This is a genomic window from Streptomyces sp. NPDC059787, from assembly GCF_042732315.1.
Taxonomy (GTDB): Bacteria; Actinomycetota; Actinomycetes; order Streptomycetales; family Streptomycetaceae; genus Streptomyces; species Streptomyces atrovirens.
This window is the reverse complement of the sequence record NZ_JBHWHX010000001.1, coordinates 36,518-56,580: the sequence shown is the minus strand read 5'-3', so window position 1 is coordinate 56,580 and position 20,063 is coordinate 36,518. Positions and strand designations below refer to the sequence as shown.

Genomic DNA, 20,063 nt, shown 5'->3' with positions numbered 1-20,063 from the left:
CGTGTCCAGGGTAGGGCAGGGGCGGCCTGCGGCATCCGGCCCCCGTTCGGCCGTGATCTGCGAAACTGACGTCTGATACACACAGCTCACACGGCCGGGGCCGGCCGGAGGCTGCGGACATCCCGCGGGCAGATGTTTCACCGCACGTTTCGGCGGGCGGCCGTGGGGGAGGTCACTGACACGATGATCGGGTTGCGCGGCGGGGGCCACGCGTCCTAGAAAAGCAGTCGGGTGGAGATATGCATCGCGGTGGCGGACTGGGCGAGGGGACCGATGACCTGGGTCCTCGACGTGCCCGGCGGGGAAGGCACCGACGCGAGGCGGAGGACACTGAGCAGACGCGGCGGACACGCGGCGAACCGGAGCGGATCGGCCCTCCGCGGGGGGCGGGGAGCAGGAATGGTGGTCGGGTGGGGGTGACGTACAAGTACTTCGGCGCGCCGGACGGCGCCACCGCGGCCCGCGTCCCGATATCGATGCGCCCCGAGGAACTCGGCGGCGACGAGCTCGGCATGAACGGCATGTTCACCAAGATCAAGCCGGAGACCATGGCCGCGATGGTCCTCACGGGCATCGAGGGCGTCCCCCTGCACAAGGTCCCACCCCTGGAACTGGTCGTCCTGCACCCCGACTACGCGGTCGTGAAACTCCCCATGACGGTCGTCGACCCCCTGCGCGGCATAGGCGAGGAGGCGGTCGGCGCGGCGGCCTTCATCTGGTCGACGGTCCCGGACCGCGGCGGCCCGCGGGACGCGTTCAACGTGTACCAGCTGCTGCACGAGTGGCAGGACTTCTCCCACCGGCTGCACGAGGCGGGGCATCAGGCGTACTGCCTGGTGTGGCCCTGAGCCGGGGTTCCGGTGGTTTCGGGCGGGGTCCTTCGGGAGACTCGCCCTTTTCCGTGCCTGAGCGGGGCCGTCAGGCTGCCAGGCGGGCGGCCAGGGTGGCGGCGAAGTCCTCGGCGCGGGCCAGCTGGGTCCGCAGCTTCTCCACCTGTTCGTCGGCGGCCCGCTGGTACGTGCGGACGCGCCCCAGCAGGGCCTGGCGCTCGCCGTAGTCGAGCGCGTCGTCGCCGTCCAGGCGGTCGGTGGCGTCCAGCAGGTCGCGCATCTGCTCCAGGGTGAAGCCGAGCGGCTTCATCCGGCGGATGACCATGAGCCGGGCGACATCGGTCTCGGTGTAGAGGCGGAACCCGCCCTGGGACCGGGCGGAAGGAATGACCAGGCCGGTCTCCTCGTAGTGCCGGATCGTGCGCAGGGACAGCTCGGTCCGCGCGGCGACCTCGCCGATCTGCATGTGCTTGTCGTCCACGCCGTTCTCCTGGCTCTTCCCGTCGTGGCGGGCCGCGTCCTGCGCGACCCCGCCGACCTCTACCCTAACGTTAGGGTAGAGTCGGTGATGGTGAGGGCGGTCCCGGCTGCCCCGCCACTGCCGTTCCGAGGCCGATGACGCCCCCGGCGAAGATCCGATACCCGCAGGAGAGAGCGTGCGCGAGCCCATGACGCCGATCGCCGCCGCCTGCCCGCCGTGACCCTTCGCCTCCGGATGTGAGCCGTCCGGCCCGCGTACCCGCGTCGGCCCCGCCTCGCCTCCTCCCCCTGACTTCCGGCCCGCCCCGCGGGTCGCCCGCGGGGTGCCGGCCCGGCCCCCGCGCTCCTTCCCGCACGCCCGGCCTGGCAGTGGGTGTGCCCGAGCACGACAGGTACACATCTCCTTGTCCTCCGCTGCTGTGACTCCCGCCGCGCGGCTGCGCGGCCTCAAGCCCGACTGGCTGAACGACCCGAAGGTCTGGCGCACCGAGATCCTGGCCGGCCTGGTCGTCGCCCTGGCCCTGATCCCCGAGGCGATCTCGTTCTCGATCATCGCCGGGGTCGATCCCGCGATCGGCCTGTTCGCCTCGTTCACCATGGCCGTGACGATCTCCGTCGTCGGCGGACGCCGCGCGATGATCTCCGCCGCCACCGGCGCCGTCGCGCTCGTCATCGCCCCCGTGAACCGCGAGCACGGCCTGGGCCACCTGGTCGCGACCGTCATCCTGGCCGGCGTCTTCCAGATCGTCCTGGGCGCGGTGGGCGTGGCCAAGCTCATGCGGTTCGTGCCCCGCTCGGTGATGACCGGCTTCGTCAACGCCCTCGCCGTCATGATCTTCATGGCGCAGGTGCCGGAGATGCACGACGTGCCCTGGCCGGTCTACCCGCTGACCATCGGCGGTCTGGCGCTGATGGTGTTCTTCCCCAAGGTCACCAAGGTGATCCCGGCACCCCTGGTGTCCATCGTCATCCTCACCGTGATCACCGTCGCCGCCGGGATCGCGGTGCCCACCGTCGGCGACAAGGGCGAACTGCCGTCCTCGCTGCCGGTGCCGGGCCTGCCCGACGTGCCCTTCACCCTCGACACCCTGACCACCGTCGCCCCCTACGCCCTCGCCATGGCGCTGGTCGGCCTGATGGAGTCGCTGATGACCGCCAAACTGGTCGACGAGATCACCGACACCCACTCCTCCAAGACCCGCGAGTCCGTCGGACAGGGCATCGCCAACATCGTCACCGGCTTCTTCGGCGGCATGGGCGGCTGCGCCATGATCGGCCAGACCATGATCAACGTGAAGGTCTCCGGCGCCCGCACCCGCGTCTCCACGTTCCTGGCGGGCCTGTTCCTGATGGTGCTGTGCATCGTCTTCGGGCCCGTCGTCTCCGACATCCCCATGGCCTCGCTGGTCGCCGTCATGGTCATGGTCGCCTTCGGCACCTTCGACTGGCACTCCGTCGCGCCCAGGACCCTCAAGCGGATGCCCGCCGGTGAGATCGCCGTCATGGTCATCACCGTGATCGTCGTGGTCGCCACCGACAACCTCGCCGTCGGTGTCGTCGTCGGCACCATCACCGCCATGGTCATCTTCGCCAGGCGTGTCGCCCACCTCGCCGAAGTCACCGCCGTCACCGACCCCGACGGCAGCACGGTCGTCTACCGGGTCACCGGCGAGCTGTTCTTCGCGTCCTCCAACGACCTCGTCGGCCGGTTCGACTACGCGGGCGACCCGGAGAAGGTCGTCATCGACCTCTCGGCCGCCCACGTCTGGGACGCCTCCTCCGTCGCCGCCCTGGACGCGATCGAGACCAAGTACAGGCAGCGGGGCAAGACCGTCGAGATCACCGGTTTGAACGATCCCAGCGCCGACCTCCACGGCAGGCTCACCGGCGAACTCGCCGGCAGCCACTGACCCACGGCGCCACGACACGAGAGGACCCCGGCCGGCCGGGCCGGGGTCCTCCGGCCTTCACCCGGGGCCTGCGCCCGCGAAGGTCCCCGGCAGGTGCCGGACGCGCGGGGAGGTCCACCGAGCAGGCGTGGGTCGTCCCCGGACGAGGGGCAGGCAGACCTCACCGGACCGCCGAGGGGGCAGTACTCCCCGCGGCCGGCCTCGCGCCGGGCATGACGGAGCCGGGGCCGGCCTGTGGATCCGGCGGACTCAGCGCCGGGCCAGTGCCAGCACGCTCAGGCCGAACATCAGGACGCCCAGGGGGAGGTGGACCGACGGGACGTGCGCGATGCCGAGTACGACCTGGGCCGAGGCGAGTGCGAGGAAACCCGACGCGTGCCAGACGGGCCGGGGCGAGCCGCCGCCCGGCTTCCACGCCAGGACCGCCGCGAGCACGTACAGCATCGACGCCCCGTACATCACACGGGCTCCGACGCTGTGCAGCGTCTCGCCGTAGGCCGAGGTCAGCAGCAGTCCGGCGGAGACCGCCTGAAGGAAGATGGTCAGGGTCTGCAGGGCGATCGCGATCCGCAGGAACGAGAAGCCGCGCTCCGTGTCCGCCGTCACCTGAGTGGCCATGTCACAGTCCCCTTTTCCGCCCTCGGGCAGCAAATCGATAATGGTCTCACCAGCCCGACGACGCGGGCCTGCGAAAGGTAAGGCGGGGGGCCGAAAGCATGGGGACTGTCGGGGCCGGCACGGATGCGGTGGCCGCCGAGCGAGGCCAACTGATCAATGTCGCTTACCGGTTGCTCGGGTCGGTGACCGAGGCCGAGGACGCCGTGCAGGATGCCTACGCGCGCTGGTTCGGGCTGCCGCGGAGCCGGCAGGAGGAGATCCTGTCCCCCGGCGCCTGGCTGACGACGGTGACCGGACGCATCTGCCTGGACCTGCTCGGCTCGGCGCGGGCCCGTCGTGAACGTTATGTCGGCGCGTGGCTGCCCGAGCCGCTGCCCGACCGCACCGAGTGGGACCACGAGGGCGGCACCGGCCCCTCCGGCCCCGCGGACCCCGCCGACCAGATCGTCCTGGACGAGTCGGTGGCCATGGCCTTCCTCGTCGTCCTGGAGTCGATGACACCGGCCGAGCGGGTGGCGTTCGTCCTGCACGACGTCTTCCGGTACCCGTTCGCCGAGATCGCCGACGTCCTCGGCCGGACCCCCGCGGCCTGCAAACAGCTGGCGGCGTCCGCCCGGCGGCGGTTGACCGTCGCGCGCGCCGAGGTGACGGCGAACGGCCGGGCCGACGTGGTGAGGCGGGTCAAGGAGGCGTGGGAGACCAAGGACATCTCGGCCCTCGTCGGCCTCCTCGATCCGGCCGCCGTGATGACCGCCGACGGCGGCGGCATGGTCGGTGCCGTCCTGCGCCCGGTCGAGGGCGGCGCGCGCATCGCCCAGTACATGGTGGCCATCGCCGACAAGGCTCCGGGGCTCGAACTCCTGGAGCGGTCGGTCAACGGGGTGCCGGGCCTGGTGGCCCGGCGTGCCGGCGTCGTCATGACCGTTGCCTCGTTCGACGTCTCCGACGGGCGCGTCAGCCGGATCTGGGCGGTCCGCAACCCGGAGAAGCTGCGGCCGTGGGCGCGGGACGGCTGAGGCCTGTGCGTCGGTACGCCGCGAACGCAGGACGAGGAACGAGCAGTCGTCGAGAGGGCCGGGAACGATGGTGGCGGGACGCACGGCAGTGGCGGTGCCGGTCACGTGGGCCGCGCTGATCCTGCTCCCGCTCGCGCCTTCGCTCCTGCCGGAGCAGTGGCACCACTACGTCTACTCGCCGGCGAGCGTGGGCCTGTGGATGCCGGCCATGGTCGTCGCGCCCGTCGTGGTCTGCGCCGTTCTCCGGCGCCGGCTCAGGACGGGCGGCAGGTGACGTCCGGCGTCGTCAGCCCAGGAAATCCATCAGCCGGTCGTTCAGCTCCTTCGGCTCGGTGAGCGGCAGGGAGTGGTGGGTGGCTCCGGGGAGCAGTGCCACCTCGCCCCGCGGGAGGGTCCGGCGGGCCCTGTCGGCGACCTTGGCGGCGTCGTGGGCGCGACCGCGTCCGGCGAGCAGGACCAGTACCGGCATGCGGAGACCGGCGGCCCGGGGGCGGGTGCCGGCGATGAGTTTGCGGCCGGGGACGGTGGTGGCCAGCGCGTAGAGGCGCTGCCAGGTCTCGTCGGGGTGGGTGTCCGCCGTCTCCCAGGCGAGGAAGGCGCGGGTACGGGCCCGGCTCGGGCGGATCAGGGTGGGCAGCGCGCGCAGCAGGTAGCCGGGGCGGAACCCGGCGAAGACCTGGGTGGGATCGACGAGGGCGAGGCGGTCGACCCGCTGTGGTGCGTGCAGGGCGTATCCGACGGCCATCCAGGCGCCGTAGGAGTGACCGCACAGGTGTGTGCGGTCGAGCCCTAGCCCGTCCAGCAGCGCGTCCAGCCAGGCTGTCAGGTCGTCGGCGTTCTTCAGCGGTGTGCCCCGGCGTTCGGTGCGGCCGGCGTCGCCCAGCAGGTCGACCGCGTGGACCCGGTACCGCCCGCCGAGGGCCGGTGCGTTGGCGAACCAGACCAGGCCGGTGGCGGAGCCGCCGGGCAGCAGCACGAGCGGGCTGCCGTCCGCCGGGCCGTACACATGGACCCGGGTGCGCCCGTACGGCGTGGCGACGTCACGCTCCTCGGTGGACTCGGGCCAGCGGGCGCGGAGTTCGTCGTAGGCAAGGTCGAAAGCCGACAGGGACACGGGCATTCCTCTCGCTCAGCGATAATCTCGTTCAGCGAGATACTATGCAAGGGTCCGAGGGAGTGTGCATGGACGATCAGAGTCCGGTGATGGGACTGGTTCACTCGCTGCGCGCGGTGACCGTGGAATTCGACCTGCTCGGCGCCGAGTTCGCCGCGCGCCACGGACTGCATCCCACCGATGTGCGCGCGCTGATCCACCTGTTGGACGCGGCACGGGCCGGCACCCGTGCCACGCCCGGCCGGCTCGGCGAGCAACTGCGCCTGAACTCGTCCGGGACCACCGCCCTGGTGGACCGGCTGGAGCGGCTCGGCTGGGTCCGGCGCAGCAGGGACACGGCCGATCGGCGACGCGTGCTGCTGGAGGTGGAGGAGGAGGCCGCACGGCTCGGGTGGGCCTTCTTCGGGCCGGTGATCGGCGAGGTGGTGACGGCCGCGGAAGGCTTCGAGGAGGGCGAACTGGAGACGGTACGCCGCTTTCTGGCCTCGGTGCTGGAGTCCACCCGGCGGGCGCGTTCGGCCTGACCGGGCCCCGCCCCGCCGGCCGGCCGCTCCTCGAGCGTCGTACCGGATGCGGTGCGGGACTCCGGAAAGGGGAAGCGTCTCAGCTCGCTGCCCTGAAGCCGCGCAGGCGCAGGGAGTTGCCGACGACGAAGACCGAGGAGAAGGCCATGGCGGCTCCGGCGATCATCGGGTTGAGGAGTCCTGCGGCGGCGAGCGGCAGGGCGGCGATGTTGTAGGCGAAGGCCCAGAAGAGGTTGGACCTGATGGTGCCGAGGGTCCTGCGGGCGAGGCGGATGGCGTCGGCGGCGGCGCGCAGGTCGCCGCGGACGAGGGTGAGGTCGCCGGCCTCGATGGCGGCGTCGGTGCCGGTGCCCATGGCCAGTCCCAGGTCGGCCTGGGCGAGCGCGGCGGCGTCGTTGACCCCGTCGCCGACCATCGCGACCGAACGGCCCTCGTTCTGGAGGCGCTTGACGACGTCTGCCTTGTCCTCGGGCATGACCTCGGCGACGACGTGCTCGGGAGCGATGCCGACCTCCGCGGCCACCGCCTCGGCGACGGCCCTGTTGTCCCCGGTGAGGAGGATCGGGGTCAGGCCCAGGGCACGCAGCCGGGTGATGGCTTCGGCGCTGGTGTCCTTGACGGCGTCGGCGACCTCGACGACCGCCCGCGCCTCGCCGTCCCAGGCGACGGCGATCGCCGTACGGCCCGCCGCCTCGGCATCGGCCTTGGCGCGTGCCAGACCGGCCGGCAGGTCCATGGCCCACTCGGCGAGCAGCTTCTCGCGGCCGACGAGGACGGCGTGGCCGTCGACGACGCCCTGCACGCCGAGACCGGGGACGCCCGCGAAGTCCTCGGGCACGGGCAGGGTGCCCACGCGGTCGGCGGCGCCCGCCGCCACCGCCCGGGCGATCGGGTGCTCGGAGGCGTGTTCCAGGGCGCCCGCGAGGCGCAGCACCTCGGCCTCCTCGGTGCCGTCGGCGGTGTGCACGGCGAGCAGGGTCATGCGGCCGGTGGTGACGGTGCCGGTCTTGTCGAGGACGACGGTGTCGACGCGGCGGGTGGACTCCAGGACCTCGGGGCCCTTGATGAGGATGCCGAGCTGGGCGCCGCGCCCGGTGCCGACCATCAGCGCGGTCGGCGTGGCAAGCCCGAGGGCGCACGGGCAGGCGATGATCAGGACGGCGACGGCGGCGGTGAACGCGGCCGTCAGGCCCGCGCCGTTGCCGAGCCAGAAGCCCAGGGTGCCCAGCGCCAGGGCGATGACCACGGGGACGAAGACCCCGGAGATGCGGTCGGCGAGCCGCTGGGCGGCGGCCTTGCCGTTCTGCGCGTCCTCGACCAGCTTCGCCATCCGCGCGAGCTGGGTGTCCGCGCCGACCCGCGTCGCCTCGACCACCAGTCGGCCGCCCGCGTTGACCGTGGCGCCGGTGACCGTGTCCCCGACGCCGACCTCGACCGGCACCGACTCGCCGGTGAGCATCGACGCGTCGACGGCCGAGGCGCCCTCGACGACCGTGCCGTCGGTCGCGATCTTCTCGCCCGGACGGACCAGGAAACGGTCCCCGGCCTTCAGCTCCCCGACCGGCACCTGCTCCTCACGGCCCTCCCGGAGCACCGTGACGTCCTTGGCACCCAGTTCCAGCAGGGCCTTCAGCGCGGCCCCGGCCCTGCGCTTGGAGCGGGCCTCGAAGTAGCGGCCGGCGAGGATGAAGGCGGTCACCCCGGCGGCGGCCTCCAGGTAGATGTTCCCGGCGCCGTCGCTGCGGGCGATGGTCAGCTCGAAGGGGTGGGTCATGCCCGGCGTGCCGGCGGTGCCGAGGAACAGCGCCCACAGCGACCACAGGAACGCCGCCGACGTCCCGACCGAGATCAGCGTGTCCATGGTGGCCGCGCCGTGCCGGGCGTTGGTGAGGGCGGCCTTGTGGAACGGCCAGGCGGCGTACGTCACCACGGGCGCCGCCAGCGTCAGCGACAGCCACTGCCAGTACTCGAACTGCAGCGCCGGCACCATCGCCATCGCGATGACCGGGACGGCCAGCAGTACTGCGGTGACCAGCCGCTCCCTCAAGGGCCGCAGTCCGTCGGCGGGTTCGGCACTCTCCGTGCCGGGCGCGGTCCCGGTACGTACCGGCTCGGGCTCACGGGCGGTGTACCCGGTCGCCTCGACCGTGGCGATCAGCTCCGGGACGGACACGTCACCGCTGTAGTGGACCTTGGCCTTCTCCGTCGCGTAGTTGACGGTGGCGGTGACCCCGTCCATCCGGTTGAGCTTCTTCTCGATCCGGGCGGCGCACGAGGCGCAGGTCATGCCGCCTATGGCGAGTTCGACCTCGGCTGTGTCGGGGACCGTGGTGGCCATTGCTGCTCCTCGGGCTGATCAGGACAGAGGGAACGTGGGGAGAAGAGGGCCGGGCCCTCGGGCGGACCCGGCCGGTGTGCGGCCCTTCAGGCCGCGCGGCCGGTGAGTTCGTAGCCGGCGTCGTCGACGGCCTTGGCCAGCAGCGCGTCGTCGGGCTCGCCCGCCGTGGTGACGGTGACCCGGCCGGCCTCGAGGTCGACGTCGACCGCCAGGACACCGTCCAGGGCGCCGATCTCCTTGGTGAGCGTGGCCTTGCAGTGCCCGCAGGTCATCCCGGAGACGTCGTAGACGGTGGCGGTGCCCGCCGTGGCCGCAGTGGTGCCGGTGGAGCAGCTGCCGTCAGGGGTGCAGCAGGACATGGTTCCTCCTGGACGAAACGATGAAGTACCCCCGGGGGGTACTGCCGACGCCAACCAGATATACCCCCTCAGGGTATGTTTGGCAAACGTCGACGCCTCACTTGCACATACCCCCCAGGGGTATATAGTCGGAGTTCAGTCCAGCAGAAGCGGCGACACGACACCCACACGAGAGGGCACGTCATGAACACCGGCATGAGGATCACTGCTTTCGCCGCCGCGCTCGCGGCCACCTTCGGCACCGCCTACGGCGTCGGCGCGGCGGTCGACCCCGCCGCCCCGGACCAGGAGCCGGCGGCCCACGCGGAACACGAGGGCCCGGCGCCCTCCGGCCACGGCGGACACGCGGACACGGCCCCAGCGGGCCTGCAGATCTCCCAGGCGGGATACACCCTGGACCTCGGGACGCCCCGCGTGACCGCGGGAGAGGAGAGCGAACTCCGTTTCACCGTCCGCGACCGGGACGGACGCCAGGTGACCTCCTACCGGCGCGAGCACGGCAAGGAGCTCCACCTCGTCCTCGCCTCACGCGACCTGGTCACCTACCGGCACCTGCACCCCACACGGGCGGCCGACGGCACCTGGAGCACCCCCGTCGACCTGCCCGCCGCCGGCACCTACCGGGTCTTCGCCGACTTCACCCCGGCCGCCGGAGGCGCCGGCAACCTCATCCTGGGCGCGGACCTCGCAGCCTCCGGCACGTACGAGGCCCCCGCCCTGCCCGAACCCGCCGCCACCGCCTCGGTCGACGGCTACACCGTCGCACTCCGCGGTGACCTGCGCCCCGGCAAGGCCTCCGAGCTGACCTTGAGCGTCAGCCGCGACGGCCGCCCGGTCACCGACCTGGAGCCCTACCTCGGCGCCTACGGCCACCTGGTCGCCCTGCGCTCCGGCGACCTCGCCTACCTCCACGTCCACCCGAACGGCGAACCCGGCGACGGCACCACCGAGCCCGGCCCCGACGTCTCCTTCACCGCCACCGCGCCCACCGCCGGGACGTACCGCCTCTTCCTCGACTTCCAGCACGACGGCACCGTCCGCACCGCGGCCTTCACCGTCCACGCCGGAAAGGTCTCACCCGACAGCGCACCGGAGCCGACGACCGGTGAGGAGCACGGCGACGGCGACCACCGGCACTGACTCCGCGAGAAGGAGGACGGACGGGAGGCCGGTGGCCGGTGGCCGGCGGCTGCCGCGACGGCGCCCGGTGCTCGCCGCGGCCGGCGGGCCGCTGCTCCTCGCCGGCGCGGGCACCGCGGCCCGGCGGTGGTACGCCGACGACGGCGCCCGGAGCGACACGGCCTCCGACTCCCTCGCGGCGACGCCCGGACACGCCCACGTCCTCCGGGCGGGCGCGCTCACGGCACTGCCCCCGGGAAGTCGACCCCGGTCTTCACAGGCCCCGGGGGGCCGTCCGCCCGCGTCCCCAGGCGGCCAGTGGCCGGAGTGCGTCGTTGAGGCGCTCGCCGTCCTCGGTCAGCGAGTATTCGACGCGGGGCGGCACCTCGTCGTAGGAGACGCGGTGCACGACGCCGTCCGCCTCCATCTCGCGCAAGTGGGAGGCGAGCACCTTCTCGGTGATCCCCGGGAGCAGCCGGCGCAGTTCGCCGAAGCGGCGGTGGGGGTGCTCGTGGAGCGCCCAGAGGATCAGCACCTTCCACTTGCCGCCGATCACCTCCATCGCGGTGTCGATCCCGCAGACGTGTCCGTCCGGTGCGCCCGGCCGGTTCAGCGTCGTCATGCCCCACCCCTCCGACGTGCTCGCTCACTCCGGGGTAACCACCCACTCCGAAGTACGTACTTGATCGTCTCCGGGCCTGCTCCCAGCCTAGTCGGCATGACACACACCACTGTCGAGAAGACGTCCGTCACGCTGCTGGGCCTCGGCGCGATGGGCACCGCGCTGGCCCGTACCTGGCTCGCCGCCGGCCACCCGGTCACCGTCTGGAACCGCACTCCGGCCCGCTCCGCACCGCTCGCCGCCGAGGGGGCGAGGGTCGCGGACGACGCCGCTGCCGCCGTCGCGGCGAACACGCTGGTCGTCGTCTGTCTGCTGGACGACGCCTCGGTCGAGGAGACACTGGCCGGCACCGACCTGGCCGGCCGGGACCTGGTCAACCTGACCACCGGCACCCCGGCCGAGGCCCGTGCCCGCGCCGAGTGGGCCCGCGAGCGCGGCGCCCGCTACCTGGACGGGGGGATCATGGCCGTCCCTCCGATGATCGGCGTCCCCGAGGCCGGCGGCTACGTCTTCTACAGCGGCTCGCGGGAGCTGTTCGAGCGGCACGCGGAGACACTGCGCGTACCGGCCGGCACCACCTACGTCGGTGAGGACGCGGGCTTCGCGGCGCTCCACGACATGGCCCTGCTCAGCGCCATGTACGGGATGTTCGCCGGGGCCGCGCACGCCTTCGCCCTGATCCGCAAGGAGGACATCGACCCCGCGTCACTCGCCCCGCTGCTCGCCGACTGGCTCACCGCGATGGCCCCGGCCGTTCACCAGACCGCCGACCAACTGCGCAGCGGCGACTACACCAAGGGTGTCGTCTCCAACCTCGCGATGCAGGTGGCCGGCACACCGACCTTTCTGAGCACCGCCGAGCAACAGGGCGTCAGCCCCGAACTGCTCTCCCCTTACTTCGCGTTGATGCGCCGCCGCCTGTCGGAGGGCAGCGGCGAGGAGGACCTGACGGGCGTGATCGACCTCCTCGTGCGCTGACCGGCCTTCCCCCGCTCCTTCGGCGGACTCGCGGTCGCCGGCGGGTGCGGCGGTGACGGAGCGGACCTGCTCGTAGCCGGTCGTCGCGAGGAAGGCGGGCGCGCGGCCGCAGGACTTCATGGCCGGCCGGGTGAACGTCCTTCTCCGGCTCCGGACGGAGAGCCCGTTCACGCCGTGCGGGGCGTCCTCACTTCGTCTCGACCGTCCGCAGCACCGTCAGGACCAGCGTCCGGGCCGCCTCCGCAGTCTCCCGCAGGGACACGTGTTCGCGGTCGCTGTGGGCCACCGCGATGTCCCCGGGGCCGTACTGCAGCGTCGGTATCCCGGCGCCGGTGTAGTGCCGCAGGTCGCTGCCGTACGTGGCGCCGCGCCGCCTGGGCCGGGGACGGCCCGTCGCGTCGGCGTACGCGGAACCGGCCACGTCCGCGAGGACGTGGCCCTCGGGCAGCCGGCCGCTCGCGAACTGCCCGCCCGGCCAGGTCACGGTCGCCGGACGGTCGCGCAGCCAGGGGTCGGCGGCGCACGCCCCGGCCACGCACCGCTCCAGCGCGGCGCGCGCGTCCGCCGGGTCCTCGCCGAGGCGTACGCCGAGCCGGCCCTCGGCGACCAGCAGGTCGGGCACGCTGCTCGCCCAGTCCCCGGCGCGCACGGTGCCCACCGACAGGGCGTACGGGATCGGGTACTCGGCGAGCAGCGGGTCCGGGTCCCGGTTCCGTTCGGTCTCCAGCGCGGCCAGCGCCCGGTGCAGGGGAAGGTAGGCGTCGACGGCGCTGACCCCCTGCTCCCGTGAACTGCCGTGCGCCGCCCTGCCGGGCACGGCGATGCGGAACGTCAGCGCCCCCGCGTTGGCGGTGATCAGGGTGGAGGCCGTGGGCTCGGCGATGACGCAGGCGTCGCCGCGGTGACCGCGCCGCAGGGTGCCGAAGGCGCCGAGACCGCCGTCCTCCTCGCCGACGACGCAGTGCACGGCCACCCGGCCGCGCAGCCGTATGCCGGCCGCGCGTATCGCGGCGAGCGCGGCGAGGTGCGCCGCGAGACCGGCCTTCATGTCGCAGGCCCCGCGCCCGTGCACGAGGTCCCCGGTCACCCGGGGTACGAACGGGTCGCCGTCCCAGGCCGCGAGGTCACCGGGCGGTACGACGTCGACGTGGCCCTGGAGGATCAGGGTGGGCCCGTCGCCCCCGTCGGGGGTGGTCCCGACCAGCCCCCACGCCTCCTCGCGGGGCGCCTCCGTACCCGGGAAGTCCGGGTGGGCGCGCAGCGCGGGCAGGTCCATCGACCACAGGTCGACATCCATCCCGAGCCACTCCAGCCGCCCGGCCAACTGGTGCTGGAGCTCCGACTCGGCGGCGCTCCCGGTCACGCTGGGCACGGAGACCAGCTCCAGCAGGGTCCGCCCCAGCGCCGCCTCGTCGACCGCCGCCAGCGCGGCGGCCTCCTCACCTGTCAGCACGCTGCCCTCCCCTCACCGGGAAACGGCACTCCACCGCCCCCGCCCACATACCTGCACCCCACACCCCCCACCTACGCCTACCGCGCCCCCGCGCCCCCGCGACCCCGCATCCCCGCGCCCCCGCGCCCCCGCGACCCCGCATCCCCGCGCCCCCGCGCCCCCGCATCCCCGCATCCCCGCGACCCCGCGACCCCGCGACCCCGCGACCCCGCATCCCCGCGACCGCACGCCCCCGCATCCCCGCGACCGCGGGCAGTCGTGCCGCTGGGGCGGCACGGGTGGGCGCGACGGCACCCCGCGAGCGCCGGGCGGCGCGACCCACCCCCGCCGCACCACCACACCCGGCACCGGGAACACCGCTCATCCGTCCGACGGCCGCCCGGCCACACCCCCCACCGTGAACCCGGTCACCGTCCCCCCGCCCTCCCGCCGGAAGGCGTACGGCGCCCCACCATGGGCAAGGGCCACCTCCCGCACGATGGACAGCCCGAGCCCCGACCCCGGCAGGGACCGCGCGTCAGCGGCCCGGTAGAACCGGTCGAAGACCCGTGTCAGATCGTCGTCGGCGATGCCGGGCCCCCGGTCCCGCACCTCCACCCGCACCGCCCCCGCCCGAGCCCGAGCCGGCCCCGCGACACGGATCTCCACGGGAGCACGACCCCCCCGGTCGAACTTCACCGCGTTCTCGACGAGATTGGACAGCGCCCGCGTCAGCATCCCCGGCCGCCCGTCGGTCGTGGTGTCACCACTCGCCTCGACCACGATCTCCCGCCCGGTACGGCGCCGCGCAAGACCCGCCACCTCCTCCGCGAGGTCCGCGAGGTCGACCCGCTGCGGCGGCTCGGTGTCGGACTGCCCGGCCGCGAGGTCGACGAGTTCGTTGACGAGGTCGGTCAGCTCGCGGGCCTCCTGCGTGAGGTCGGCGACGAGTTCCTCACGGGTGCCGGGCGGCAGCTCGTCGATGCGGCGCAGCAGGGAGATGTTGGTGCGCAGCGAGGTGAGCGGCGTACGCAGCTCGTGCCCGGCGTCCTGGACCAGCCGCCGCTGGTCCTCCTCGGACTGGGCGAGCCGCCCCAGCATCCGGTCGAAGGCACGGCCGAGCCGCCCCACCTCGTCGTAACCGGCCACCGGCACCTGGATGCCCAGCCGCCGCGTACGGGCGACGGCCTCGGCGGTGTTGGTGAGGACGACCAGGCGCCGGGTGATCCGCCGGGCCACCCACCAGCCGAACAGCCCCGCCCCGACCACCACCGCCGCCATCAGGATCAGCGTGCGCCGCTGAAGCGCCCGCAGCAGGTCCTCGGTGTCGCTGAACTCCTGCGCGACCTGCACCGCACCCCGCTCGCCGCCCAGCGCGACGGTCGCCACCCGGTAGACGTCGTCGCCGACGTCGACGCCCGCGTGCACGACCACCCGCCCCGCGGTCGCGTCCCCCGCGACCCGCCGGTCGGCGTCGACCACCGGCAGGCCGGGGTCGCCCGGGTCGAAGACACTGCCGTCGGGGCCGAGCACCTGCACATCGGTCCGCGCGGGCCGTACGAGATCGTGGCCGGGCGCGGCGGAGGAGAAGTCGAGCGGCGACATCCGGTTCTCCCGGACCTCGTCCCGCAGGTCCTGCACGACCTCGTCGAACACGGACTGCTGGTCCACCCGCACCAGCCGGGCCGCCGCGTTGTACGACAGGATCCCGACCAGCACGGTGACGGTGGCGGTCACCGCGGCGAACGCCACCGCGAACGTGGTCCCCAGCGACAGCAGCCGCAGCCGCCTCGGGGAGACCGGCCGCCCGTACGACACTCAGCCCTCCCGCAGCACGTAACCCACCCCGCGCACGGTGTGGATCAGCTGCGGCGCGCCGGGCTCGTCGAGCTTGCGGCGCAGATAGCCGACGTAGACGGCGAGGTTCTTGGAACCGGGGCCGAAGTCGTAGCCCCAGATGCGGTCGTAGATGGTGGAGTGGTCCAGGACGATGCCCGCGTGGCGGATCAGCAGCTCCAGCAGCTCGAACTCGGTGCGGGTCAGCTCCAGCTCCCGTCCGCCCCGCCAGGCCCGGCGCGCCTGCGGGTCCATGCGCAGCCCGGCCGCCTCCACGAACCGGCCGGGGATCTCCGGCCTCGTCTCCGCGACGGGCTCGGGCACCGGCTCCGGTGCCGGTGCCGGGGCCACCCGGCGCAGCAGCGCGCGCAGCCGGGCGAAGACCTCCTCGACGTCGAACGGCTTGACGACGTAGTCGTCGGCGCCCGCGTCCAGTCCCGCGATCCGGTCGGCGGTCTCCACCAGCGCGGTCAGCATCAGCACCGGCGTGCGGTCGCCCTCGGCGCGCAGCACCCGGCACACCTGGAGCCCGTCGATGCCGGGCATCATCACGTCCAGGACCAGCACGTCGGGCCGGCTGCGGTGGGCCTGCGCGAGGGCCTCGACGCCGTCGGCGACGGCCGTGACCCGGTAGCCCTCCAGGGTGAGGGCGCGCTCCAGGGCGTTGCGGATGGCGCGGTCGTCTTCGGCGAGCAGAAGGGTGTGCGGCACACGCCCAGTCTGCCAACCGCCACCGTCCCGCGGCCCCGGTGGACGGCACCGGGACCCGCTTCTTACTCCGCTCTCACCCGGTGGGCCGCAGCGCCGCGAGCCGCTCCTCGAACGGGGTGACCTCCTCGAAGGAGTCCCGCCGGGACAGCGGGCGGGCGGTGGCCGGCCCGGCCGTCAGCGCCACCAGCTCCCCGGCCGCCCGTTCGACACGACCGTCCAGTCCCTCGGCGCCCCAGTCCTCGGAGGCGGCGTAGACGCCGGTCGGGACGACGACCGCCTTGAGGTGGGAGAAGAGCGGACGCAGCGCGTGGTCCAGCACCAGCGAGTGCCGCGCCGTACCGCCGGTCGCCGCGATCAGCACCGGCTTCCCGGCGAGCGCCTCGGGGTCACTGACGCTCAGCGCGTCGAAGAACGACTTGAACAGCCCGCTGTACGACGCCGAGAACACCGGCGTGACCACGATCAGCCCGTCGGCCCCGGCCACCGCGTCGAACGCGCCGGCCAGCGCCCGGCCCGGGAAGCCGTTGGTGAAGTTGTGCGCGATCTCCACGGCGAGGTCGCGCAGCTCGACCACCTGGACGTCGGCCGGGGCCTGCGCGGCGGTCGCGGCGGCCAGCCGGTCGCCCAGCAGCCGGGTGGAGGACGGGACGCTCAGCCCCGCCGAGACGACGACGAGCTTCATGCCCGCGCTCCTTCCTTGTCCTTCGCACCGGCCAGCAGCGAACTGTGGGTGGGCGCGTCCGGCACGCCGGCCGGGCGGTCCTTGGCGAACTCCTTCCGCAGCACCGGCACGACCTCCTCGCCCAGCAGGTCGAGCTGCTCCAGCACGGTCTTCAGCGGCAGACCCGCGTGGTCCATCAGGAAGAGCTGGCGCTGGTAGTCACCGGCGTACTCGCGGAAGGACAGCGTCTTCTCGATGACCTGCTGCGGGGAGCCCACGGTCAGCGGGGTCTGCTCGGTGAACTCCTCCAGCGAGGGCCCGTGCCCGTAGACCGGCGCGACGTCGAAGTACGGCCGGAACTCGCGCACCGCGTCCTGCGAGTTCTTCCGCATGAACACCTGCCCGCCGAGCCCGACGATCGCCTGCTCCGGGGTGCCGTGCCCGTAGTGGGCGTACCGGGCCCGGTACAGCTCGACCATGCGCTTGGTGTGGTCGGCCGGCCAGAAGATGTTGTTGTGGAAGAAGCCGTCGCCGTAGTACGCGGCCTGCTCGGCGATCTCCGGCGAGCGGATCGAGCCGTGCCAGACGAACGGCGGTACGCCGTCCAGCGGGCGGGGCGTGGAGGTGAAGCCCTGCAGCGGGGTGCGGAACTTCCCCTCCCAGTCGACGACGTCCTCACGCCACAGCCGGTGCAGCAGGGCGTAGTTCTCGACCGCGAGGTTGATGCCCTGGCGGATGTCCTGCCCGAACCAGGGATAGACCGGGCCGGTGTTCCCGCGCCCCATCATCAGGTCCACCCGGCCGTCGGCCAGGTGCTGGAGCATCGCGAAGTCCTCGGCGATCTTCACCGGGTCGTTGGTGGTGATCAGGGTGGTGGAGGTGGAGAGGACCAGCTTCTCCGTGCGCGCCGCGATGTAGCCGAGCATGGTGGTCGGCGAGGACGGCACGAACGGCGGGTTGTGGTGCTCCCCGGTCGCGAAGACGTCCAGGCCCACCTCCTCGGCCTTCAGCGCGATGGCGACCATGGCCTTGATCCGCTCGCGCTCGGTCGGCGTACGCCCCGTGGTCGGGTCGGGCGTGACATCCCCGACGCTGAAGATCCCGAACTGCATGGCCGCTCACCCTCCAGATTGTTGACGGTTCAACTATACCCCTGGAACGGCCCCCGGCCCTCTCCTATTCCCTCCCCCGGCACCCCGGCCACACGGCTACGACACCAGCACCAGCCGACCCCGCACCCCACCCTCCGCCAACCGCACCAGGCACCCTCCACCAGGTGACCCCCGCGCGCGAGGCTGCCCGCATACCGATCCTCCGCTCCGCCACCCTGTTCGTCCTCACCGCGCACGGCGGGATCTTCGTCGCCGGTTCGATCCTGTGGGGCGTGGCCGCCGACGGCCACCGCCCGGACCGCCGGGACACCACCGGCGCGCCGGTCCGCCTCGCCGGCACGGCCGTGGCCATGTGGGCCCCGCGCAACGGCCGACGGCCTCCCGCCCCCGGAGCCGCCGCCCGCCCCCGCCTATGCTGGCCGCACAGGTCCCACCACGCACCAGCCCGCCCGAGGAGCAGCCCATGGCCACCGCCGTACCGCCCGCCGCGTCCCGTATCGCCGTCGTCACGGGTGCGAGCAGCGGCATCGGCGCCGCCACGGCCCGCCGCCTCGCCGAGGCCGGCTACCGCGTCGTCCTCACCGCCCGCCGCAAGGACCGCATCGAGGCCCTCGCCGAGGAGATCACCGCCGCCGGCCACCAGGCCACCGCCTACCCGCTCGACGTCACCGACCGCGCCGCCGTCGACGAGTTCGCCACCGCCTTCAAGACCGTCGGCGTCCTCGTCAACAACGCCGGCGGCGCGCTCGGCGCCGACCCCGTCGCCACCGGCGACCCGGACCAGTGGCGCACGATGTACGAGACGAACGTCCTCGGCACCCTCAACCTCACCCAGGCCCTGCTCCCCAAGCTGGACGCCGGCGGCGACGGCACGGTCGTCGTCGTGTCCTCCACCGCCGGCCACGCCACCTACGAGGGCGGCGCGGGCTACGTCGCCGCCAAGCACGGCGCCCACGTCCTCGCCGAGACCCTGCGCCTGGAGATCGTCGGCCGCCCGGTGCGCGTCATCGAGATCGCGCCCGGCATGGTCAGGACCGACGAGTTCGCCCTCACCCGCTTCGGCGGCGACACGGAGAAGGCCGCCAAGGTCTACCAGGGCGTCGCCGAACCCCTCACCGCGGACGACGTCGCCGACACCATCGCCTGGGCGGTCACCCGCCCGCCCCACGTCAACATCGACCTGCTGGTCGTCCGCCCCCGCGCCCAGGCCTCCAACACCAAGGTCCACCGGGAGCCCTGATGCCCGAAGACACCGAACAGCGCCGCCTGGCCCTGGAGAAGAAGCGCGAACGCTACGTCTGGTACTACCTCGGCTACTTCCTCTTCGGCATCCACATCGTCGCCTTCGTCATGATCTACGCGGTGACGCACGCGAAGTAGCGGGCTCCCCGGAAGGAGTCGTTCCCCTACGGGCCGCCGACCAGCCCCATTAGCCCACGCGGGTGATGAACATCGATCACCCGGCCGGAGCGTGAACATTCGACCTAGGCTCGCCATCAAGTCAACAGAACGGCCCTCGACCGGGATTCCAGTCCCGTCCGAGGGCCTGACCGACAAGGAAGTGGAGGCTTCCCCGTGGCTGACTGCGAGCCTATCGCCCACCAGTTCATGCATCTCACGGTGCCGGAGTACGCGTACATGTTCGGCTTTCTGCAGGCAGACGGTCATCTGGCACAAGGACCAGGCCAGAAAGGGCGCCTGACCGTCGAAATCAGTGCCCGCGATATCGAGATCCTGCATGAGTTTCGGAGGCTGACCCCGTACTACAGCAGTGTCATCGAGCGTACGCGGTCGACCAACTTCGCCAAGACGCACACCTCGGCCATCTGGACCTTGTGCGCCCTCGCCGCCAGAACCCGGCTCAACGAACTCGGTCTTCCCTACGGGAGTAAATCCAAGGGCATTACACCACCATGCGTCCCATTTTCCAGTCGAGACTACGTTCGAGGACTCATCGACGCTGACGGATCTGTTGGATTCACCGCGCAAGGATGGCCCTTTATCTCGTTGACAACAGCCAGCGAAGCCATCTACTTGTATTTTCGCTTCTACGCTCAACATGCCACAGGAGTGCAGCGCACCCTCAAGCGCAATGCGCGCGACGGCATCTACAACATTCTCTACACGAAGGAGAGCGCCCAAAAACTTGCAGCGCAACTCTACTACTCAAAGTGCCTCTCCATGAAGAGAAAGCAAGCCGCTGCCGACTCGCTGGCCTCTTGGTCCCGCCCGGTGGGCATACAGCGCAAGCCAGGACGCATCGAGTGGACGCAGGAGAAGGACGAGATCCTTCTCGCAGCGCCCACCATCGCTCACGCAGCCGTGAAATTGGGTCACACCGCGAATGCTTGTCAGGCACGACGCTGGCGACTGCTGCATGACGTAGCGGACCGGCCAAACTGA

General features: G+C 72.4%; 21 protein-coding genes and 1 pseudogene. 11 read left to right on the top strand and 11 right to left on the bottom strand.

Features of this window, described 5'->3' with window-relative positions:
- The first annotated feature begins 410 nt into the window (after positions 1–410).
- Positions 411–848, top strand: a complete 438-nt coding sequence (locus ACFV5H_RS00290) for a hypothetical protein (RefSeq protein WP_003992141.1) — start codon at positions 411–413, stop codon at positions 846–848.
- 70 nt (positions 849–918) lie between these two features.
- On the opposite strand, the gene ACFV5H_RS00285 is transcribed toward ACFV5H_RS00290, so the two are convergent.
- Positions 919–1,311 carry a MerR family transcriptional regulator gene (locus tag ACFV5H_RS00285; protein WP_385045348.1) on the bottom strand — a complete coding sequence of 131 codons (393 nt, stop codon included), beginning with the start codon at positions 1,309–1,311 and terminating at the stop codon, positions 919–921.
- Positions 1,312–1,714: 403 nt separating this feature from the next.
- On the opposite strand from ACFV5H_RS00285, the gene ACFV5H_RS00280 reads away from it, so the two are divergent.
- Entirely contained in the window at positions 1,715–3,220 is a 1,506-nt protein-coding gene (locus ACFV5H_RS00280; protein ID WP_385045346.1) for a SulP family inorganic anion transporter, read from the top strand.
- Positions 3,221–3,469: 249 nt separating this feature from the next.
- Here the strand turns inward: ACFV5H_RS00280 and ACFV5H_RS00275 are convergent, their stop codons facing one another.
- Positions 3,470–3,838, bottom strand: a complete 369-nt coding sequence (locus ACFV5H_RS00275; protein WP_385045344.1) for a hypothetical protein — start codon at positions 3,836–3,838, stop codon at positions 3,470–3,472.
- A gap of 98 nt (positions 3,839–3,936) precedes the next feature.
- Here ACFV5H_RS00275 and sigJ point away from each other — a divergent pair, with 98 nt between their 5' ends.
- Together sigJ and ACFV5H_RS00265 are read left to right on the top strand one after the other, a co-directional pair.
- A complete protein-coding gene (sigJ, locus tag ACFV5H_RS00270; RefSeq protein WP_385045342.1) occupies positions 3,937–4,854 on the top strand; it encodes an RNA polymerase sigma factor SigJ in 918 nt (305 codons plus the stop codon).
- 94 nt (positions 4,855–4,948) lie between these two features.
- On the top strand, positions 4,949–5,128 hold the full coding sequence (locus ACFV5H_RS00265; protein WP_385191887.1) for a hypothetical protein: 180 nt from the start codon (positions 4,949–4,951) through the stop codon (positions 5,126–5,128).
- Positions 5,129–5,140: 12 nt separating this feature from the next.
- On the opposite strand, the gene ACFV5H_RS00260 is transcribed toward ACFV5H_RS00265, so the two are convergent.
- Positions 5,141–5,974 (bottom strand): alpha/beta fold hydrolase, encoded by an 834-nt coding sequence (locus ACFV5H_RS00260; protein WP_385191885.1) that lies wholly within the window; start codon positions 5,972–5,974, stop codon positions 5,141–5,143.
- Positions 5,975–6,036: 62 nt separating this feature from the next.
- Here ACFV5H_RS00260 and ACFV5H_RS00255 point away from each other — a divergent pair, with 62 nt between their 5' ends.
- On the top strand, positions 6,037–6,492 hold the full coding sequence (locus ACFV5H_RS00255) for a MarR family winged helix-turn-helix transcriptional regulator (RefSeq protein ID WP_385191882.1): 456 nt from the start codon (positions 6,037–6,039) through the stop codon (positions 6,490–6,492).
- Between the two features lie 79 nt (positions 6,493–6,571).
- Here the strand turns inward: ACFV5H_RS00255 and ACFV5H_RS00250 are convergent, their stop codons facing one another.
- Entirely contained in the window at positions 6,572–8,830 is a 2,259-nt protein-coding gene (locus ACFV5H_RS00250) for a heavy metal translocating P-type ATPase (RefSeq protein ID WP_385191880.1), read from the bottom strand.
- 86 nt (positions 8,831–8,916) lie between these two features.
- On the bottom strand, positions 8,917–9,189 hold the full coding sequence (locus ACFV5H_RS00245) for a heavy-metal-associated domain-containing protein (RefSeq protein WP_385191877.1): 273 nt from the start codon (positions 9,187–9,189) through the stop codon (positions 8,917–8,919).
- 183 nt (positions 9,190–9,372) lie between these two features.
- Here ACFV5H_RS00245 and ACFV5H_RS00240 point away from each other — a divergent pair, with 183 nt between their 5' ends.
- Positions 9,373–10,329: a hypothetical protein gene (locus ACFV5H_RS00240; protein ID WP_385191874.1), complete on the top strand. Its 957-nt coding sequence runs from the start codon at positions 9,373–9,375 to the stop codon at positions 10,327–10,329.
- A 253-nt stretch (positions 10,330–10,582) separates the two neighbouring features.
- Here the strand turns inward: ACFV5H_RS00240 and ACFV5H_RS00235 are convergent, their stop codons facing one another.
- Positions 10,583–10,930, bottom strand: coding sequence for a winged helix-turn-helix transcriptional regulator (locus ACFV5H_RS00235; protein WP_385191871.1), 348 nt, complete (start codon positions 10,928–10,930; stop codon positions 10,583–10,585).
- A gap of 96 nt (positions 10,931–11,026) precedes the next feature.
- On the opposite strand from ACFV5H_RS00235, the gene ACFV5H_RS00230 reads away from it, so the two are divergent.
- On the top strand, positions 11,027–11,908 hold the full coding sequence (locus ACFV5H_RS00230) for an NAD(P)-dependent oxidoreductase (RefSeq protein ID WP_385191868.1): 882 nt from the start codon (positions 11,027–11,029) through the stop codon (positions 11,906–11,908).
- Positions 11,909–12,095: 187 nt separating this feature from the next.
- Here ACFV5H_RS00230 and ACFV5H_RS00225 read toward each other — a convergent pair whose 3' ends face one another.
- The 5 genes from ACFV5H_RS00225 to ACFV5H_RS00205 form a co-directional block, all read right to left on the bottom strand.
- Positions 12,096–13,361, bottom strand: coding sequence for an ArgE/DapE family deacylase (locus ACFV5H_RS00225; RefSeq protein ID WP_385191865.1), 1,266 nt, complete (start codon positions 13,359–13,361; stop codon positions 12,096–12,098).
- Positions 13,362–13,721: 360 nt separating this feature from the next.
- Positions 13,722–15,158, bottom strand: a complete 1,437-nt coding sequence (locus ACFV5H_RS00220) for an ATP-binding protein (protein WP_385054254.1) — start codon at positions 15,156–15,158, stop codon at positions 13,722–13,724.
- Positions 15,159–15,887: a response regulator transcription factor gene (locus ACFV5H_RS00215; RefSeq protein WP_385191862.1), complete on the bottom strand. Its 729-nt coding sequence runs from the start codon at positions 15,885–15,887 to the stop codon at positions 15,159–15,161.
- Between the two features lie 73 nt (positions 15,888–15,960).
- The gene (locus ACFV5H_RS00210) at positions 15,961–16,569 is read right to left on the bottom strand and encodes an FMN reductase (protein ID WP_385054248.1); all 609 of its coding nucleotides are present in this window, start codon (positions 16,567–16,569) and stop codon (positions 15,961–15,963) included.
- Positions 16,566–17,660, bottom strand: coding sequence for an LLM class flavin-dependent oxidoreductase (locus tag ACFV5H_RS00205; RefSeq protein WP_385191859.1), 1,095 nt, complete (start codon positions 17,658–17,660; stop codon positions 16,566–16,568). The genes ACFV5H_RS00210 and ACFV5H_RS00205 overlap by 4 nt, the downstream gene beginning before the upstream one ends.
- 164 nt (positions 17,661–17,824) lie before the next feature.
- On the opposite strand from ACFV5H_RS00205, the pseudogene ACFV5H_RS00200 reads away from it, so the two are divergent.
- The 4 genes and pseudogenes from ACFV5H_RS00200 to ACFV5H_RS00185 all read left to right on the top strand — a co-directional run.
- Positions 17,825–18,013 (top strand): annotated as a pseudogene (locus tag ACFV5H_RS00200) (hypothetical protein); the annotation flags it as partial.
- Positions 18,014–18,123: 110 nt separating this feature from the next.
- The gene (locus ACFV5H_RS00195) at positions 18,124–18,900 is read left to right on the top strand and encodes an SDR family NAD(P)-dependent oxidoreductase (RefSeq protein WP_385191857.1); all 777 of its coding nucleotides are present in this window, start codon (positions 18,124–18,126) and stop codon (positions 18,898–18,900) included.
- The gene (locus ACFV5H_RS00190) at positions 18,900–19,040 is read left to right on the top strand and encodes a hypothetical protein (RefSeq protein WP_385054238.1); all 141 of its coding nucleotides are present in this window, start codon (positions 18,900–18,902) and stop codon (positions 19,038–19,040) included. Before ACFV5H_RS00195 ends, ACFV5H_RS00190 begins: the two co-directional genes overlap by 1 nt.
- A 195-nt stretch (positions 19,041–19,235) precedes the next feature.
- The gene (locus ACFV5H_RS00185) at positions 19,236–20,063 is read left to right on the top strand and encodes an LAGLIDADG family homing endonuclease (protein WP_385191854.1); all 828 of its coding nucleotides are present in this window, start codon (positions 19,236–19,238) and stop codon (positions 20,061–20,063) included.

Bases quoted from the DNA above. Each gene is read 5' to 3' on its own strand.
- ACFV5H_RS00275 (WP_385045344.1), bottom strand. From the start codon at position 3,838: ATGGCCACTCAGGTGACGGCGGACACGGAGCGCGGCTTCTCGTTCCTG.
- sigJ (WP_385045342.1), top strand. From the start codon at position 3,937: ATGGGGACTGTCGGGGCCGGCACGGATGCGGTGGCCGCCGAGCGAGGC.
- ACFV5H_RS00260 (WP_385191885.1), bottom strand. From the start codon at position 5,974: ATGCCCGTGTCCCTGTCGGCTTTCGACCTTGCCTACGACGAACTCCGC.
- ACFV5H_RS00255 (WP_385191882.1), top strand. From the start codon at position 6,037: ATGGACGATCAGAGTCCGGTGATGGGACTGGTTCACTCGCTGCGCGCG.
- ACFV5H_RS00250 (WP_385191880.1), bottom strand. From the start codon at position 8,830: ATGGCCACCACGGTCCCCGACACAGCCGAGGTCGAACTCGCCATAGGC.
- ACFV5H_RS00245 (WP_385191877.1), bottom strand. From the start codon at position 9,189: ATGTCCTGCTGCACCCCTGACGGCAGCTGCTCCACCGGCACCACTGCG.
- ACFV5H_RS00240 (WP_385191874.1), top strand. From the start codon at position 9,373: ATGAACACCGGCATGAGGATCACTGCTTTCGCCGCCGCGCTCGCGGCC.
- ACFV5H_RS00235 (WP_385191871.1), bottom strand. From the start codon at position 10,930: ATGACGACGCTGAACCGGCCGGGCGCACCGGACGGACACGTCTGCGGG.
- ACFV5H_RS00230 (WP_385191868.1), top strand. From the start codon at position 11,027: ATGACACACACCACTGTCGAGAAGACGTCCGTCACGCTGCTGGGCCTC.
- ACFV5H_RS00210 (WP_385054248.1), bottom strand. From the start codon at position 16,569: ATGAAGCTCGTCGTCGTCTCGGCGGGGCTGAGCGTCCCGTCCTCCACC.
- ACFV5H_RS00205 (WP_385191859.1), bottom strand. From the start codon at position 17,660: ATGCAGTTCGGGATCTTCAGCGTCGGGGATGTCACGCCCGACCCGACC.
- ACFV5H_RS00195 (WP_385191857.1), top strand. From the start codon at position 18,124: ATGGCCACCGCCGTACCGCCCGCCGCGTCCCGTATCGCCGTCGTCACG.
- ACFV5H_RS00190 (WP_385054238.1), top strand. From the start codon at position 18,900: ATGCCCGAAGACACCGAACAGCGCCGCCTGGCCCTGGAGAAGAAGCGC.